Origin of the sequence: Natrialba taiwanensis DSM 12281 (genome assembly GCF_000337595.1) — an archaeon.
GTDB classification, from domain to species: domain Archaea; phylum Halobacteriota; class Halobacteria; order Halobacteriales; family Natrialbaceae; genus Natrialba; species Natrialba taiwanensis.
In genome coordinates this window covers 1-16,496 of record NZ_AOIL01000035.1, presented here as the reverse complement: position 1 = coordinate 16,496, position 16,496 = coordinate 1, and the positions used below count along the sequence as shown (strand labels likewise).

The following is a 16,496-nucleotide window of genomic DNA, read 5'->3' as shown; positions in this document are numbered from 1 at the left end:
AGTAGCGCGAGGTTGCGCAGTCGGGTCGTCGTTCTCGTTAGTTTCGTTAGTCATGGTCAAATTTCCGTCGTTCCTAGTTCTAGATTCAAGTCCTCTATCGCTGCTGCGGCCGCTCGGCCGGCGACAGCTCCGGTGGCCAGCGAGACGCCACTGGCCGATTTCTCGCGGGCAACATCCGCACCGCCGACCGCTGATCCGGCCGCGTACAGGTTTGTGAACTCCGGGTCACCGTCCGCGTCGAGCGGTCGCATCGTTGCGTCGGGGTTGACGCCGAACCGGGCGTACGGGTGATCGCCAAAAGCGTCGTCGACGAACCAGTCGTACCGATCCGGTGGTTGCGGGACGTGACAGTCGAACACCGGTTCGAAGACCCGATCGCGGTCAGAGTCGAGCCCTTTCCCGACGAATCCGCCGGTTGCGAGCACGAACGCCGAAGCCGAATACGGAATCTCTTGACCGCTCCGATCGACCAGTACTGTCTCGACTCTGGACGGTGTACCCGCGGCGGTTTCGTAGCCCACGACCGGACACCCGGTCTCATACTTCACCTCTTCGGCATCCAGTGCTGCGTAGAGCCGATCCTCCAGCCGCAGGCCGGGGAGGCTCGGTGGGCCGGTCGGAATCTCGAACACGGCTGCGCCCAGTCGATCCTCGAGTTCGGCACGGACCTCGTCGGCGTTATCATCGCCGAGCAGGGCGGGGAACCCGACGCGTTTGGCGTCACCGACGTGCGGGGAAACGGCGTCGGCCAGCGCCTGCCGGGCGGGCGTCCCGTCGATGCGTTCGTCGTGATCAAGCGCCTTCGCGAAGCGAGTCACCTCGGCGTCGGCAGGGAACGGATCAGCGAACGCTATTTCGGCACCGGTTACCCCGAAGGGGACGCCAGCGGCGTCAAGGTTATCAGCGACCATGCGAGCGTCAAAGTCGGTGAACGACCGAAATCCGGCGACAAGCATCGACCGATTATCGCTCGCGATTCCTGCCGCCGCCGCGCGCGGATATCGCGCGGTTGGCTTCACCGTCCCGCCGAAGGTCGGAACGAGTGCGTTCTTCTCCGTGTGTCCGCCCAGGTACGCGCCGTCGACGAGATCGTCGAACAACGAGAGCCCCGATCGGAGAGCGTCTGCTCCGAGAATCGAATAGGGATGGCCATCAGGGAGGGAGTCGATTCCGTCGAACGGCGTGATTAGCGGCCCACGGTACTCACTCCGGTTGTCCCGAAATGCTCGAAAGTCCCTTCGCTTCTGGGAGGGAGAGTCTTCCCGATCGGTCGACTGAGACCGTCCGGGAACGTATCCGAGCCCGTCGACGAGTCCGGATGCTTGCCTGAGCGTCGTTTTCTTGTGGGAGATCAGGCGGACATCAGCGCCGTTGCGGGCAGCTGCGACTGCACTCGTCACACCGGCGAGCCCTCCGCCGACGACGAGAACATCGCTCTTAATCGCCACAGCTTCCCTCCGCAGTTACTCCAGAGTCGTACGCGCCGTAATCGATCTCGTCGTCGAAAACGGCGGGATCGGCGTCGTGGTTCATCGTGGTCGCGTGAAGCATGTGGTTCAGCATCGCTTGAGAGAGCTGTTCGCCCCAGAGGGTGTGACGCTGTCCTTTCCAGCGCTCCTGGTACAGCCGGTCGATCTCGTCTCGAGCAGCACCCCTCTCGTGGTTGGGGTACAGCTCAGCTCCCAGCCGATGGGTGCAGAACCCGCCCTGACAGTTCCCCATCGATGCGCGAGTTTGGAGCCTGACGCCGTTCAGGTTAGCGCCGACCCGGTCGATTGCGTCCTGGATCTCGGCTCGAGAGACCCCCTCACACTCACAGATCGTCGGGTTCGCTCCGTCAATGTCCAGTACTTCCGGAGCGCGGTCGCCGAGTCGCTGACGGCTTCGGCGAGCGATCGGTGATCGAAGGTCGAATTCGTCCATCCGATCGTCGAGCGCGGATGGATCGGTGCTCCCCGGGAGAGGCTTCTCGTGCGTTCGACAGGTAGCGTCGACGCCGAACACCTCGCAGACGTGGTCAGCGACGGACTCGGACATCTCCCGGTACGTCGTCAGTTTCCCGCCGACGACGGAAGCGAACCCCTCGACGCTGTCGCGTTCGGCGTGATCGAGGATAAAGTAGTTACGGGTGACATCACCGGGATCGGTCGTCGATCTGGGGTCGGGGTCGTACAGTGGTCGTACACCCCAGTACGCGCGAATCATACGCGCATCGGCGACGACCGGGACCATCTCCGCGGCGATGTCGATCATCATGTCGACTTCCCGCTGCTCTTCGGGGTAGTTGTCTGGATCGTCTACCGGGTCGTCGTTGGCGCCGAGCAGGACGGTCGTCTCGTGAGGGATGATCGTATCCCCCTCGCCTTTCGGGAGACAACGGTTGATCACCGTGTCGAGTTGTCGGACGTTCGTGACGACCATCGCGCCCTTCGAGATGGACATTTTCAGTTCTATACCGGCCATCTCCGCCAGTTGCCCGGCCCACGCGCCTGTCGCGCTGACCACATAGTCGGCCTGGAGCGTCTCGATGTCTCCTTCCGACCCCTTGCCGAGATAGGTCGGTCCGTGACGCTCGATCTCGACGCCGGTAACTGATCCATCGTCGACCAGCACGTCTACGACTTCTGCGTGTGTCTCGACGATTGCGCCGTGGTCGACAGCGTCGGCAGCATTCGCGACACAGAGGCGGAACGGATCGATTGCACCGTCCGGAACCCAGATTGCTCGTTCCACATCGGCGGAGAGATACGGTTCGCGTCGACGGGCTTCCTCCCCGGAGATCACTTCTGTCGGGATATCACACTCTTCACAGTCTTCGAGTTTCTTCTCGAAGTACTCGTCGGGATCGCCCTCGAGCTGGACGAAGAGCCCGCCAGTGTCCTCGATACAGTGGCCGGCGATATCGCGCAGTATCCGATTTTCCTGCATGCAGTCGACGGCGCTCTCTTGGTCACTGACGGCATAGCGAGCACCGCTGTGGAGATGGCCGTGCGTTCGGCCCGTAGTCCCCTCGGTGAGATTTCCACGTTCGACGAGCGTCACGTTGAACCCTCTCATGGCGAGGTCACGGGCGGTTCCCGTACCAGTCGCTCCGCCGCCGATGACGACGATGGAATGGGGCATACAAGTACGAAGAAGATCTTGTGTGGAAACGTTATAATGGTTGTGTTTGGTAGGTTGGCGAACGTCCGTCCGGAAGATGGGACGGCGGTGACTATAGTCTCTCAGTCATAGCGCGGGAACCCATCCGCTCCCTGGCAGGATACCGAGAGCAGCACACACCGAGATCAGGAAGGTGCCGAAAACGATGGCTGCGGCGGGGGGGTCCAGATGGGTGTCGCCGTGCGCGTAGAAGACCCGCTGGAACACTTCGCCGAAGAGCGCACTGATCAGGCCGAAGATCGCTCCGACGGCGACGACGCCGGACAACGACACCGTCGCGACAGAAGCCGATCCGGCGAGAGCGAAGACGGCGGTACTCGATGGGAGCGCAATGTGGTGCGTGACCGGGAAGTTCTCGTGACCAATACTCAGGAAGATCAGTGAGGCAGCACTGATCCCGAAGGCGAGGTACGGACTCTCGCTCACGTAGCCGACATACGCGCCCAGAATCCCTACAACAACTCCGAGCACCGCCACGTTGAGCCACTTGTACTGCTGTGGGAGCCACGGTTCGACGGCGTACCGCTGGCCGATAACGCCTCCGTCGGCAGCGACGGCGTCCGGCGACTGGAGTTCTTCCTGCTCGAACGGCTTCATGTCGAGCCACCCTGAGCTAGGCGTACCGACGACGTCGTAACCGAACGCGACACGGTGGAGCACGGCCGACAGAACAACGCCCATCGCGACCTGATCGAACGGCATCGCGAATGCGACCATCAGCTCGACCATCACGTAGCCGGCGGCTCCGAACAGCGCGCCGACCGCGAGGACATCTGGCTTCGTGCCGAACGCGTAGTTGATGTTTTTCGCCTGATGGTAGTCGAAGTCGGTATCCATGTACCCCCGCCTAGCGGCGTACGCCGACGCGGCCGCGCCGGCCGCGAAGCTGATGTGAGGACCGAACACGGGACCGAACGCGATTGCGTCGGTGATCATAATTGCCGCGGCGTCGCTGCCGGCTGCTGCTTTGCCGGCCAGATTCGCCGCCTCCCCGGCGATCACCATGAAACCGGTGAAGATGAATGCGGGGAGCCCACCAATCGCCGCCCCGAACGCGCCGCCCGCCAGCGCCAGTAGCAAGTACTCGATCGACCAGATCGCCGCGACGTCAACCATGCTGGCTCGCACCTCGTTTGCCGATGCTCCGGCCGTCCGCACTGGGACCGACACGGGATACCTGGCTCGTCGACTCGCCTCGCTCGATACGGTGTCTTCGATGATTGATCATCTCTAACTTCGATCTGAGCATAGGTCCCACCGAACATAAATATAACTAATAGTAATTAGATGTACAGTACACTCTAACGGAGAAAAAGCTCTCGCTGGCGGTCGCGATGTCAGTGCGACTCTTCGAAGGCCTCGACGCTGGCTTCAGCGACCGTTCTGTCCTGTTCGACGGCGCCGCCGCTGACGCCGATGGCGCCAATGACCTTGCCGTCGCGGATGAGGGGATACCCGCCACCGAAGACGACGAGTTGATTGTCGTCAGTTGTCTGAAGTCCCCAGAGCGACTCGCCGGGCTTCGTAGCCTCCGCGAGTTCGTGAGTGGGCATGTCCAGCGCGGCAGACGTGTACGCCTTGTTCCGGGATATGTTCACGGAAGCGAGCCAAGCGTCGTCCATCCGCCGCTGTGCGACGAGATTCCCCTCGGAATTGACGACGGTGATCACCATCGGATTGTCGATCGCCTTCGCCGCCTCTTCCGCTGCGTCGATTATTTCCTTTGCCGTCTCGAGTGTGATTGATGGAATCATGGTCGTAATTGTAGCTGTGTGTCTGTGGTCAGTTACCCTGTCCGTAGTCTGCGAACCGGTCGAGGAGCGTATCGATCTCCTCGTCGGGGAGGATATTGGGTTCGCCGACACTGATCGCCTGATAGTGGATGCGAGCGCAGTACTCCGTCATCAGTGCGACCTCGAACGCCGCTTCAACCGACTCGCCGACTGCGAGCACGCCGTGATTTTTGAGCAGACAGGCGTTGTACTCCTCGCCCAGCGCATCGAGCGCCGCCTCGGCAAGTTCGGCCGTGCCGTACGTTTCGTACGGAGCGATGGGGACCTGATCGCCGACAAACGCGATCAGGTAGTGCGACGCGGGAATCGCCTCGCCGAGACTGGCGAACGTGCTGGCGTACGGCGAGTGAGTGTGGACCACACCACCGACATCGTTGCGCTTGCGCAGCACGTCGGTGTGCATACGGAATTCACTAGAGGGATCGAGTTCACCGGTGACGCGCTCGCCGTGAAGATCGACGATAGGAACGTCTTCTGGCGTGATCTCGTCGTACGGCGTTCCGGAGGGGCTGATCGCGACGTACTCGCTCGACTGGGCGCTGATGTTACCGCCGGTGCCTTTGGTGAGTCCCTGTTCGAGCATCTTCTTCCCGATCTCTGCGACTGCGGTTCGTTCTTCTGTGAGTTCGAGTTCTTGTGCCATCGTGTGCTTGGGTTCGTGGACTGTCTCCGCGTCCACGTCGGTGTCTGTAGGCGATTCAGCCATCATTGTCGACAGTCAGCCCGGCGAGCGCCGCCTCGTTGGCGACGTGGTCGGGTTCCCGTCCAGCTAGCACGGCTGCGATATCGTCGGTGAGTATCGCGGAGTGACGGTCCACGACCTCATCTGCGGCGCCCGCTAGGTGCGGCGTCGTGACGACGTTGGGTAACTCCAGCAGCGGGTGGTCATCGGGAAGCGGCTCTTGATCGTACACGTCGAGCGCGGCGCCCGCGAGTTCGTCGTTCTGGAGCGCCTCGATTAGCGCGTCCTGATCGACGATCGCGCCGCGAGCAGTGTTGACGAAGTACGCGTCCTGCGACAGCAGGTCGAACTCTGCCTCGCCGATGAGGCCGCGAGTCGCGTCTGTCACAGGGCAGTGTACCGTCACGATGTCCGACCGCTCGCAGAGGTCGTCCAGTTCGGACTTCTCGATACCGTGCTCGGTCATCTCTTCGGCGTCGACGAAGGGGTCGAAGCCGAGCAGTTCCATCTTGAATCCGTCGGCGCGCTGAGCAACGTTCCGACCGATTGCGCCCAGGCCGACGATTCCCAGGGTCTTTCCCTGTAGCTCCGGCCCCGAGAGTTCGACGTACGGCGATCCGTTCGCGATGCCCCACGTTACGTCGTCGCGTTCGCCGCTGTCTGCCGCATCCGCGACCGGTTCGCCGGTGTACGTTCCCGTATGGAGCAGGTGGTGGCTTCGCGCGATGTTTCGCACGACGGCGAGGATCAGGCCGAACGTGAAGTCGGCGACGCTGACCGCGTTACGTCCGGGTGCGTACAGGACTGGAATCCCGTGCTCGGTCGCGGCGGCGATATCCACGTTGGCGTCCGGCCCGCCCCGGGCGCAGGCGATCAGCTGGAGATCCTCGGCCGCGTTCATCAACTCGGCGGAGACGCCCTCGTAACCGACGACGAACACGTCGACGCCTTCTAGGAGGTCCTCAAGCTCGGACGACGACAACCGCTTGGAACGCTCCTCGATCGGCCGGTAGTCGACTTCCATACCGAGTTCGTCTCGCAGTCTGTTCAGGTTTGCGTCGTCGAAGTTCGCCGTGACGAGTGCCTTCATGTTTCGTAATCGGTAGCGCACAGAGGGACCCGCCAGCAGTTGGACGGTCGTCTGCCGACCGGCGGATTACCCCTTCATGATCACGTCGATCATCCCGTCGTTGTGCGCTGGCGCACCGGTCCGGTGCCGGCCGTTCGTTCGTGGTCAAGTATGGTCCCATGGTCGGTTGCTGCGACTGCGAAGCCCGCGGCTGAACGCCGCGGAATCTCCGAGCGACGCTCTACTATCGCGAACTTCTCTCAGCACTACGACATCGTCAATCAATGATAATAAGTATTTTTGTCAATTTGTATATAGATATCATATAGTATCGCGTCTGAGCTCTCGTAGTACGGAAACCTTTATTATTAATAATCCAAACGGGATGCGTATGGGTCGCGTACTCATAGGCATAGACGCAGGTACCACTCGCATCAAATCGGTCGCATTCGACCTCGACGGCAACGAACTCCACCGGGCCGCGAGAGACAACGCTCTAAAACAACCGGAGGCCGGAAAAATCGAACAGGATATGGAACAGACGTGGGCGATGACGGCCGAGACGATCCGGGAGGTCGTAGACTCGCTCGATGAGCCTGACAACATCGTCGGCGTCGGTGTGACCGGCCAGGGCGACGGCTGCTGGTTGATCGATGAAGCGGGCGATCCGGTTCGCGATGCGATCCTCTGGAACGACAGCCGCGCGGCGAAGTACGTCAACGAGTGGGAGGAGACTGGCGTAGCCCCGCTCATCTCGAACATCTGCGGCAGCGACCTGTTCCCGGGGTCGTCGCTACCGATCCTCCAGTGGCTCGCCGATGAGGAACCGGAGTCCATCGAGCGCGCCGACACCGTGTTTTGCTCGAAGGACTGGCTCAAGTATCGGCTCACAGGGGAGCGAACGACCGATCGGAGCGACGCGTCGCTCCCGTTTATCGACATCGAGACGGGCGAGTACTCGGATGTCGTTCCCGAACTCGTCGACGTCGACGGAATCGACGAGTTACTGCCGCGTCTTGAGCCGGCGTCGGAGATCATCGGCGACGTGACCACGGAGGGCTCCGAAGCGACAGGACTGCCGATCGGAACGCCGGTCGTCTCGGGGGCGATCGACATCGTGGCGTCGGGAATCGGCAGCGGCGCTGCGCGAACGGGCGACAGTTCGTCGGTCGTCGGAACGACGTCTCTCAACCAGATGGTGCTCAGCGAACCGCCCGAAGAGACGAAGGGAACGGGATTCCTCTTCGCCGTCGAAGACGACTTCTATGTCCGGGCGATGGCGTCGATGGCCGGGACGCCAAATCTCGACTGGGCATTCGAGGAGTTCGCCGACGACAAGGACTTCACAGAGGTCGTCCCCGACCTTGAGGAGTTGCCGATCGGATCGGAGGGGGCCCTGTATCATCCCTATCTCAGTACATCGGGTGAGCGGAGTCCATTCCTGAAGACATCCGCTCGTGCACAGTTCCTCGGATTGTCGCCCGAACACTCCAAGGAGCATATGCTCCGCGCCGTGTACGAAGGTGTCACACTGGCGATGCGAGACTGCTACGAACACATGTCCGGCGAATCCACCCGAATCATGATTAGCGGCGGCGGCGCACGCTCGGACTTCTGGTGTCAAATGTTCGCCGACTGCCTCGACACGCCGATCTCGGTCCCCGCTGGGGATGAGTTCGGTGCGAAAGGCGTGGCGTTCCTGGCCGGCGTCGCCACCGGAGTGTACGACGACATCGCTTCGGCTGCCGAGGAGACGACGACGATCGACCGGACGTACGAACCCCGGCCGGAGTGCGCCTCGCAGTACGACGAGTGGTACGAGTACTTCCGCGACTCCTACGAGGCGATGTTCGAGGTCTGGGATACCCGCGAGGATGCGATGGACCAACTTGAGAGCGCCGCGGCACCTCCGCAGTCAGACTGATACTACAGACTGATCGTCCTTTTATAAACCGCTCTCGCGCCATAGGACAACTACCATTAACGTAGGGTGGGTACCGTAGTTCATGGAAGTAACAAACTACGAACTGTTCGAGGTGCCCCCGAGGTGGGTGTTTCTCAAACTCGAGACCGACGAGGGGCTGACCGGCTGGGGCGAACCGATCGTCGAGGGACACGCGAAGACGACAATCGCGGCGGTCGAGGAGATCCTAGATAACTATCTCATCGGAAAAGATCCGCTCGAAATCGAGCGCCACTGGCAGGCGATGTACCGCGGTCGCCACTTCAGAGGGGGCCCGATCCTGATGAGTTCGATGGCCGGCATCGATCAGGCGCTCTGGGATATCAAGGGGAAACACTACGGCGCACCCGTGTACGACCTCCTGGGCGGCAGAGCGCGAGACCGGATTCTCACCTACCAGTGGATCGGCGGTGACACGCCCGAAGAAATACGGGAAGCCGCTGCAGCGGCCGTCGACGACGGATACACCGCGCTCAAGATGGCAGCGAACTCGCAAGTTCGGCGCATCGACTCTCCCGGAGTCGTCGAAAGGATCAGAGAGCGTCTCGCCGCCGTCCGCGACGAAGTTGGGGACGACATCGATATCGCCGTGGACTTCCGGGGACGGATAACGAGCGGGATGGCCAAGTGGGTGGCATCAAAACTCGACCCGTACGATCCGATGTTCTACGAGGAGCCGGTCCTCCCGGAACACTTCGACGCGCTTCCGCGGATCGAGTCCCACACGAAGACACCGCTCGCATCCGGTGAACGCCTGTACTCGCGCTGGGAATTCCAGCAGACACTCGCGAACGGTCTGGTCGACATCGTTCAGCCGGACCCGTCACACGCCGGCGGTATCACCGAGGTCAAGAAGATTGCCGGCGCCGCCGAAGCCGTCGACGTGGCCGTTGCACTCCACTGCGCGCTCGGTCCGATCGCCTTCGCCTCATGTCTTCACATCGACGCCACCACTTCGAACGCGTTCGTCCAGAGCCAGAACCTCGATATCCACAATCCGGAGCAGAACGATCTTCTTGCGTACCTCATAGATCCAGATATCTTCGGCTTCGAGAGCGGTTACGTCGACGCGCCGGACGAACCGGGACTCGGTATCGAGATTGACGAATCATTCGTCCGAGAACAGGCCGATGCGCAGGTCGACTGGCAGAATCCGATCTGGTACCACGACGACGGAAGTATCGCCGAGTGGTGAACGCTCCTGTGGGTTTTTCGGAATGAGGGAATACTTCTTTACTGCTTCACATACAGGTCCCCAGTATGGCTGACAGAGAAGATACACCGGTCAAGGCGACCGCCACCAGCGCACGTGTAATCGAGGCGCTTCTCGAACTGGAGAGCGCGACAATTACCGAACTCGACGATCACCTGCCGCACTCGAAAAGTACCATTCACAGTCACTTGGAGACGCTCGAACAGTTGGGCTTCGTCGTTCGCGACAACTGGGCCTATCAGGTCAGCCTCCGGTTCCTTGAAATCGGCAGTGTCGCGCGAAACCGATATCCACTCTATCAGCCGGGTGTTTCGGAGGTTCGGCAGTTGGCGACAGCGTCAGGGCTGGTGGCGAGTTTAGTCGTGATCGAGCGTCAACGTGGAATTTGCCTGTACACCGCGATGGGAAAGAAGTCGGACCGATCTTTTGGCGACCCGGGTGAGATACTTCCATTGCACTGTACTGCTCCCGGGAAAGCGCTCCTTGCAGTGATGGCTCCGGAGAACGTCGACTCGATCATTGATGACCACGGACTACGAGAATACACGGAGAATACCCTAACAAGCCGGGCGGCCCTCGATGAGGAACTACAGGACATCCAGTCTCGAGGAATCGCTTTCAATCGTGAGGAGTGGCGAGAAGATGTTCGAGGAATCGCCGCAGCGGTGGAAGGCAAGACCGGCAGCCCGGCGGGAGCGATCAGCGTGAGGAGTCCCACTGATACGATGTCCGGCAAGCGGTTCCAGCAGGATATTCCCGGGCTAGTCATCAGTTCTGCAAACAGACTTCGAAAGGCGCTCCGGTCGGAGCGGTGATAGTCCGGCACCATCCGGAGAAAGACGACTTTCGCCTGTGCCGAATTTCTGCTACCGCTGGCGAAAAGTCATAACGACAATCCGTGTTCTGAGGTATCAATCGTCATGGTCAGAGCCACGAACAGACAGTATAACAGATGATCCGTGAGATAATTCCGAGATGGCGAATTATCTCGTAGTATCCATCGAGGATCACCTTCAGTGAAGAGAGTCGCGCCACCGATGCGGGTGACCACGGCGAAGTTGTGGCCTTGAATTACAACAGTATGGTTGTAAACGGCTGCTTTCGATAGCCCCATCCAATAATTCGGAAGTAACGAATATCAGATAACGGGCTCAGTACAAGGCTCGCTTATGGCACTGTCTAGTTCAGCACCTCCTCAATAGTCACTTGACCAGTGAGCGCTCGATTCGGCCGATTGTGGTTGTAATGGTGTCTGAACGGTCTGAGCCAGCGGCGAGCGCACGATCGAGGACTCTATTGCCGCTAAGAGTCGTTGTGTTGGCTTCTTTCCTTCCACGTTGTCGAGGGTATCTTGCAATTCTTTGACGGAGATCTCGTCGAGATGATCCACTGTGTTTAGCAACAATATTCGAGTTGAAAATTCTAACGACTGCTATAGACGCTCTCATTCGGGCTTTCTGGACCAAGCTGGCGAAGGCCTATTACATGAGTACGGGTGTAATCGACCGAGAAACGTTCTCGAGGAGTCATTCGGTAGCCACTCGGACTCCGCGATCGTTTTACAGTATTAAATCGTTCTCTCACGAGTAGAATCGGCCGAAAGTATTTTCCTACTGCGATGGCTCGCCTTTGCCATGTCCGTCTTAGCAATAGTTGCACATCCGGACGACGCCGACATTTTCTGCGGTGGAACGCTCGCAAAACATGCCGACCGGGGCGACGATGTGACGATCATTCACATGACACGCGGAGAGCTCGGAACGGCGGACGGCACCGAGGAAGAAATCGCCGCCGTCCGGGAAGAAGAAGCGCGACAGTCGGGCTCCGAACTCGGCGCATCAGTCGAGTTCCTCGAGTTCCTCGACGGTCGGGTGACCTACTCGATGGAGAACCGACTGGAAATCGTCGAGACGATTCGCGAACACGATCCCGAGCTGATCCTGACGCACTTCCGGGACGACATGCATCCGGACCACCGCATCACGTCGCGGCTGGTGACGGACGCGTACTACATGGCATCGCTGCCGCTCGTCGAAACCAACTCGGAACCGTGCGATCCGTCGAACGTCTACTGCTTCGGCAAGCCGACATCGTCGTTCGACCCGGACACGTTCGTGGACGTCTCCGAACACGTCGAACAGAAGATACGAGCGGTCGAGGCCCACGAGTCTCAGGCCGCGTGGCTGGACGAACACGGTGGAATCGACGGCGAGTTCGATGATTTCGTCGAGAACGTGCGCGCCAGAACGCGGACGCTCGGCCAGCGGGCCGGCGTCCCGTTCGCGGAGGGGTTCACATCGCTCCACACGACGCCGGTTTCGTACCTCGAGTGATCGAGGGGGCCGTTGAGCGGTCGATCGGACTACAGCGAGGTGATGTTCACCTCGACGATGTTCACCGCCCGGCGGATCAGCTTCGGCAACTCCTCGGTGAGCCGTTCGTCCTCCATCCGGCTTACCGGACCGATGAGCGAGACGGCGCCGTAGAGTGTTCCATCTTGGTCGCGAATCGGCGCCCCGAGCCCGACGAGTCCTTGGATCGTCTCCTCGTGGTTGTACGCGATGCCGCGCTCGCGAATTTCGGTCAGTTGCGCTCGGAGTTCACCCGGGTCCGTGATCGTGTTCGGCGTGATCTGCTCGAAGTTGGTTTCTCGGATGATCTCCTCCCGCCGTTCCTCCGGCATGAACGCCAGCAGCACCTTTCCAACGGCGGTATGGTACAGCTTGTTCCGGTAGCCAACGTACAGTTCCGTCTGCACGGCATCCTCGCCCTCGGCCTTGTAGAGACAGATGCCCTCTCCGTGCTCCTCGACGGTGAACAGCGCCATCTCACCGGACTCGGCCGCGAGTTTGTCGACTTCGGCACGCGTGATGTCGTAGATGTCGACGCGGTCTGTCGCGTGGTGAGCGAGGTCGATGAACTGGAGGCCGAGCGAGTACTGCTGACCGTTCTTAACGACGTAGCCGTTCTGCTCGAGCGTCGCAAGGTGGCAGTGGATCGTCCCCTTCGAGAAATCTAGTTCGTCGGCGATGTCGGTCACACGGGCCTCTCGCTTCTCTTTAAGCACGTCGACAATATCGAGCGTGCGTTGGACCGCCTGTATCGGGTGTTTTGCTGAGTTCATCTGTCGTATGGCATGATACTACGTACCAGATTAAATGTTTGGATGTGCCAAACATCAGTTCGGCAAAAGTGTTGTCTCGGTGATTGTATTGTCCTATCTCCGGATACAAAGTCCAACTACCGCTACTCATAGCGATAGATGCGTTCGCGCAATCGCCTAGATGAAAGCGGCGTTTGATAAGAGTAAACGGACGGTGTTCAGTTCAGTCGCTTGAAGGCGAGAATTCCCACTCCACTCGTGGCGTGAACTGCTCGATGTCGAGGTTGAGAGCAGCACCGTACCCGAACGATGCGTCAACGACCGACTCGAGTTCAGTCTGGCCGTCGTCGATGTCGAGCGTCGGGAATCCCTGGTCGTGCTCCCGGTAGAGGTCGCCGTGGGTCGCAAGGAGGTCGTCCTGAAGGTCAGTCGGGAGCATCGCCATCCCGCAGAAGTAGTGGTGTCCGTTTCGTTCGACGTGGCGCTTTCCCATCGTCGCCATGACGGCCAGGTCCTGCGGGAGCGAGACCGGACCGACGGTCGAGAGGTCTTCGCCGCTGATGACGTACTCGCCGTCGGGATCCTCGCGGCGGCGGTGTTCGATCAGGCAGGCGTTTGCGAGGCCCTTGAAGACGCCCTTGCAGTTCTTGTGACTCGTCCCGACGTAGCCGCACTCGAGCGCCCGTCCCAGACTCCGGAGTTCGCCGTCCGATTCGTCGATGATCATCGGCGGCCGATCGTCCCACTCGGCAAGCGTTTCACGGGTGGCGTCGGTGAGAGCGTCGCCGCGAGCGAGCGGTTGCTCGATGTATCGCAATCGTTCGAGTAGCGGATCGATTCCTGGTTCGTCCGTCAACCGCTCCCAGTCCGTCCGGAACGAGTCGGCATCGCCGTACTGCTCATTCGCGTCGAGGGTCACGGCGTACTCCTCGAGTTCCTCAAGTTCGTCGGCCAGCCGCGTTAGACGGTCCGCATCGCGCTCGACGTCGCCGCCGAGCTTGATCTTGAAGTACGACACACCCTGCTGTTCGATGTACTGGCGAAGTGTCTGTGGGAGTCCGTCGTCGAGTCGGCTCTCCGCGTCGAGGTCGGCCTCGGTGAGCGGATCGGTGAACCCCACCGTATGCCGGATCGCTGTCGTCCGCTGGGGCTCGTCCGGCAGATGGTCCGCGGGTTCGGTGCCCGTCAGCGCGGAGTAGATCTCTCCGAGTTTGATCCCGAGTGCGTTCTCGCACACCGCCTGGTGGAACGTCGTCTCCCGCTCCCGGCAGAACGCGTCAATCACCGCGCGCTCGACGAGGCTCACGCCGAACGACCACAGCAGCGGTGGGTGGTCGGTCATTGTGGCCCACTCGCACTGACGTTCATAGAGCGCCAGCCAGAAGTCGAAGACTGTGTCAGCCTCGATCTCCGCGGCATTGGCGGCCGCCTTGTCGATTACCTCGAGCATCTGGTCAAGCCCGTCCGCGAAGGTGACACCCGGCTCCTTGAGGAACCACAGCGGAGAGAGCCCCTCGGCCGCGATACCCTCCTGCCCGTCTAGATCGTCGCCACCCTCGATCCGGACGAACAGGTGTGGCAGTTCGGTGAGGGTCGTGTTTCCGAAGTGAAACGGCATTCGCAGCTCCATGTCCAGCACGTACTGGTCGACGGAACGGACGCTGATTGTCATACCCATGCTCACTCTTCGAATTCTCTTAATTTCTGCGGAACGAATCCGAGGATAGCGGTATTCTCGGGTGGGCGGACGACACACCACACATTACTGCTTCCGACGGAGGTGTACCGCAAACTCACTTCGCGGAACCGGTTCACCCGCCTGCGCGTTCGCATCGACGGCGCGACCGGAGAGACGGACCACATCTCGTGTATCGCCGAGGCACGGCGCGAACATCCGGACCGTCCATCACTATCGCGCGGAGGGCTCGCTGTTGGTTAGCAAGACCGAACTCGTCTTCCTCGTCGAGACGAGCGGCGCGGGCCATGCGGGCCGGACCATCGAGACGATCGAGGACGAGGGGGACGACATCGAGCGCGTGACGTGATCGCTTGCAACCGTTCGCGGGACGCAATCCGGGTCGCTCAAGAGGTTTCAACGGACCAAACAATTATCTGTCCCGTGATAGACACGCACGCCATATGCAAGCCGGAATCGCGGGTGCGGGCTTCATGGCGCGAACGCACCTCAAAGCGTACCGAAAACTGGATGTCGAGATAGCGGCGGTCTCGTCCCCGAGCGGTCCCGAGGAGACGATCAAGGAGTTCGGCCTCGAAGCCGAAGCCTACACCGATGTCGGCGAAATGTGCAAACGTGAAGACCTCGACTTCCTCGACGTCTGTACGCCGACGCACACGCACGTCCCGATCGTCGAAACCGCGGTCGAATCGGGGCTCGACGTCTTCCTCGAGAAGCCCGTCGCCTCCTCGCTCGCCGACGCCCGCGAGCTGGCCGCGTTCGTCGACGACGCGGACGCGACGTGTATGGTTGGTCACGTCATCCGATTCCTTCCGGCGTACCGGCGGGCGAGGGAGCTAGACATCGGATCCCCGGGCGTCGCGCGGGCGCGTCGACTCTCGCCGTTCCCCGACTGGGGATCGGACGGCTGGTTCGCCGATCCTGAGAAGAGCGGCGGGGTCTTCGTCGATTTGGCGATCCACGATCTTGACTACCTCCGGTGGTGCTGGGGGCCTGTCGAGCGCGTCTTCGCCAGGACCTGCGGGGAGGCGGATTCGGCACACGGGTTCGCCACGCTGCGCTTCGAGAACGGGGCAGTAGGATACGTAGAGGCCTCGTGGGCCCAGCCCTCGAGCAGATCGCTGACGTCCGAACTCGAACTGGCGGGCGACGACGGGCTCGTCGAGTTCTCAAGCGAGGACGGCGAGCCGTACGTGAACTGGACCGAAGGCGGTTCGACCGTCGAACGCCCGCTCGCGACCGACGGCTACTGGCGTGAACTCGACCACTTCATCTCTTCTCTCGAGTCGGATTCGGAACCCGAAGTCGACCTAGAAGAAGCGGTCGAATCGCTCCGGCTCGCGCTCGCCGCGCGGCGCTCGGCGGAGCGCGGCAAACCCGTCTCGCCGACGGAGGTGGGACGATGACCGTCTCCCTTGGCATCCTATCGGCGGCGCACGTCCACGCGAGCGAGTACGCGGCCCTGCTCACCGAGCGGGAGGATGCCGACCTCGTCGGGATCGCGGACGAGGAACTCGACCGCGCTCGCGAAATCGCCGACCGGCACGGCGTCGAGTGTGTCTCCGAAGCAGAGGCCGACGCGCTGCTTGAGCGACTCGACGGTGCGCTCGTTTGCTCGAGCAACGCCCGCCACGCCGAGTGGGTTGACCGAGCTGTCGACGCCGGGATCGACGTCCTCTGTGAGAAACCGCTCGCGCCGACCCTTGAGGAGGCCCAGGGGATCGTCGATCGCTGTCGCGACGCCGGCGTCGGGCTGGGGGGGGCGATGCCCCTCCGGTCTGTCTCTTATACACATCTCTGATGGCGCGAGGGAGG

At 61.2% G+C, this 16,496-nt stretch carries 14 protein-coding genes and 2 pseudogenes; 6 read left to right on the top strand and 10 right to left on the bottom strand.

The window, feature by feature from the left end; translation table 11 throughout:
* Positions 1–56 precede the first annotated feature (56 nt).
* The 6 genes from glpB to C484_RS09975 all read right to left on the bottom strand — a co-directional run bounded on the left by glpB (position 57) and on the right by C484_RS09975 (position 6,727).
* Entirely contained in the window at positions 57–1,448 is a 1,392-nt protein-coding gene (glpB, locus tag C484_RS10000) for a glycerol-3-phosphate dehydrogenase subunit GlpB (protein ID WP_006825818.1), read from the bottom strand.
* On the bottom strand, positions 1,438–3,123 hold the full coding sequence (gene glpA, locus C484_RS09995) for an anaerobic glycerol-3-phosphate dehydrogenase subunit GlpA (protein ID WP_006825817.1): 1,686 nt from the start codon (positions 3,121–3,123) through the stop codon (positions 1,438–1,440). Before glpA ends, glpB begins: the two co-directional genes overlap by 11 nt.
* A gap of 105 nt (positions 3,124–3,228) precedes the next feature.
* Positions 3,229–4,278 (bottom strand): hypothetical protein, encoded by a 1,050-nt coding sequence (locus C484_RS09990; RefSeq protein WP_006825816.1) that lies wholly within the window; start codon positions 4,276–4,278, stop codon positions 3,229–3,231.
* A gap of 221 nt (positions 4,279–4,499) precedes the next feature.
* Entirely contained in the window at positions 4,500–4,916 is a 417-nt protein-coding gene (locus C484_RS09985; protein ID WP_006825815.1) for a GlcG/HbpS family heme-binding protein, read from the bottom strand.
* A gap of 28 nt (positions 4,917–4,944) precedes the next feature.
* Positions 4,945–5,661, bottom strand: coding sequence for a class II aldolase/adducin family protein (locus tag C484_RS09980; RefSeq protein ID WP_006825814.1), 717 nt, complete (start codon positions 5,659–5,661; stop codon positions 4,945–4,947).
* Positions 5,654–6,727, bottom strand: a complete 1,074-nt coding sequence (locus C484_RS09975) for a 2-hydroxyacid dehydrogenase (RefSeq protein WP_006825813.1) — start codon at positions 6,725–6,727, stop codon at positions 5,654–5,656. The genes C484_RS09980 and C484_RS09975 overlap by 8 nt, the downstream gene beginning before the upstream one ends.
* 370 nt (positions 6,728–7,097) lie before the next feature.
* Between C484_RS09975 and C484_RS09970 the strand changes: the two genes are divergently transcribed.
* The 3 genes from C484_RS09970 (at position 7,098) to C484_RS09960 (ending at position 10,697) form a co-directional block, all read left to right on the top strand.
* Positions 7,098–8,630, top strand: a complete 1,533-nt coding sequence (locus tag C484_RS09970) for an FGGY-family carbohydrate kinase (RefSeq protein ID WP_006825812.1) — start codon at positions 7,098–7,100, stop codon at positions 8,628–8,630.
* A gap of 82 nt (positions 8,631–8,712) precedes the next feature.
* The gene (gene dgoD / locus C484_RS09965) at positions 8,713–9,864 is read left to right on the top strand and encodes a galactonate dehydratase (RefSeq protein ID WP_006825811.1); all 1,152 of its coding nucleotides are present in this window, start codon (positions 8,713–8,715) and stop codon (positions 9,862–9,864) included.
* Between the two features lie 65 nt (positions 9,865–9,929).
* Positions 9,930–10,697: an IclR family transcriptional regulator gene (locus C484_RS09960; RefSeq protein WP_006825810.1), complete on the top strand. Its 768-nt coding sequence runs from the start codon at positions 9,930–9,932 to the stop codon at positions 10,695–10,697.
* Between the two features lie 364 nt (positions 10,698–11,061).
* Here the strand turns inward: C484_RS09960 and C484_RS22965 are convergent.
* Positions 11,062–11,175: pseudogene (locus C484_RS22965) on the bottom strand (IS6 family transposase); the annotation flags it as partial.
* Positions 11,144–11,272 (bottom strand): annotated as a pseudogene (locus C484_RS24315) (IS630 family transposase); the annotation flags it as partial. The pseudogenes C484_RS22965 and C484_RS24315, both read right to left, overlap by 32 nt.
* Before the next feature lie 244 nt (positions 11,273–11,516).
* Between C484_RS24315 and C484_RS09955 the strand changes: the two are divergent.
* Positions 11,517–12,215 (top strand): PIG-L deacetylase family protein, encoded by a 699-nt coding sequence (locus tag C484_RS09955; RefSeq protein ID WP_006825809.1) that lies wholly within the window; start codon positions 11,517–11,519, stop codon positions 12,213–12,215.
* Positions 12,216–12,244: 29 nt separating this feature from the next.
* Here the strand turns inward: C484_RS09955 and C484_RS09950 are convergent, their stop codons facing one another.
* Positions 12,245–13,006: an IclR family transcriptional regulator gene (locus tag C484_RS09950; protein ID WP_006825808.1), complete on the bottom strand. Its 762-nt coding sequence runs from the start codon at positions 13,004–13,006 to the stop codon at positions 12,245–12,247.
* A gap of 202 nt (positions 13,007–13,208) precedes the next feature.
* The gene (locus C484_RS09945; RefSeq protein ID WP_006825807.1) at positions 13,209–14,657 is read right to left on the bottom strand and encodes an enolase C-terminal domain-like protein; all 1,449 of its coding nucleotides are present in this window, start codon (positions 14,655–14,657) and stop codon (positions 13,209–13,211) included.
* 467 nt (positions 14,658–15,124) lie between these two features.
* Between C484_RS09945 and C484_RS09940 the strand changes: the two genes are divergently transcribed.
* Together C484_RS09940 and C484_RS09935 are read left to right on the top strand one after the other, a co-directional pair.
* The gene (locus tag C484_RS09940) at positions 15,125–16,087 is read left to right on the top strand and encodes a Gfo/Idh/MocA family protein (RefSeq protein ID WP_006825805.1); all 963 of its coding nucleotides are present in this window, start codon (positions 15,125–15,127) and stop codon (positions 16,085–16,087) included.
* The gene (locus tag C484_RS09935; protein WP_006825804.1) at positions 16,084–16,482 is read left to right on the top strand and encodes a Gfo/Idh/MocA family protein; all 399 of its coding nucleotides are present in this window, start codon (positions 16,084–16,086) and stop codon (positions 16,480–16,482) included. Before C484_RS09940 ends, C484_RS09935 begins: the two co-directional genes overlap by 4 nt.
* Positions 16,483–16,496: the final 14 nt, after the last annotated feature.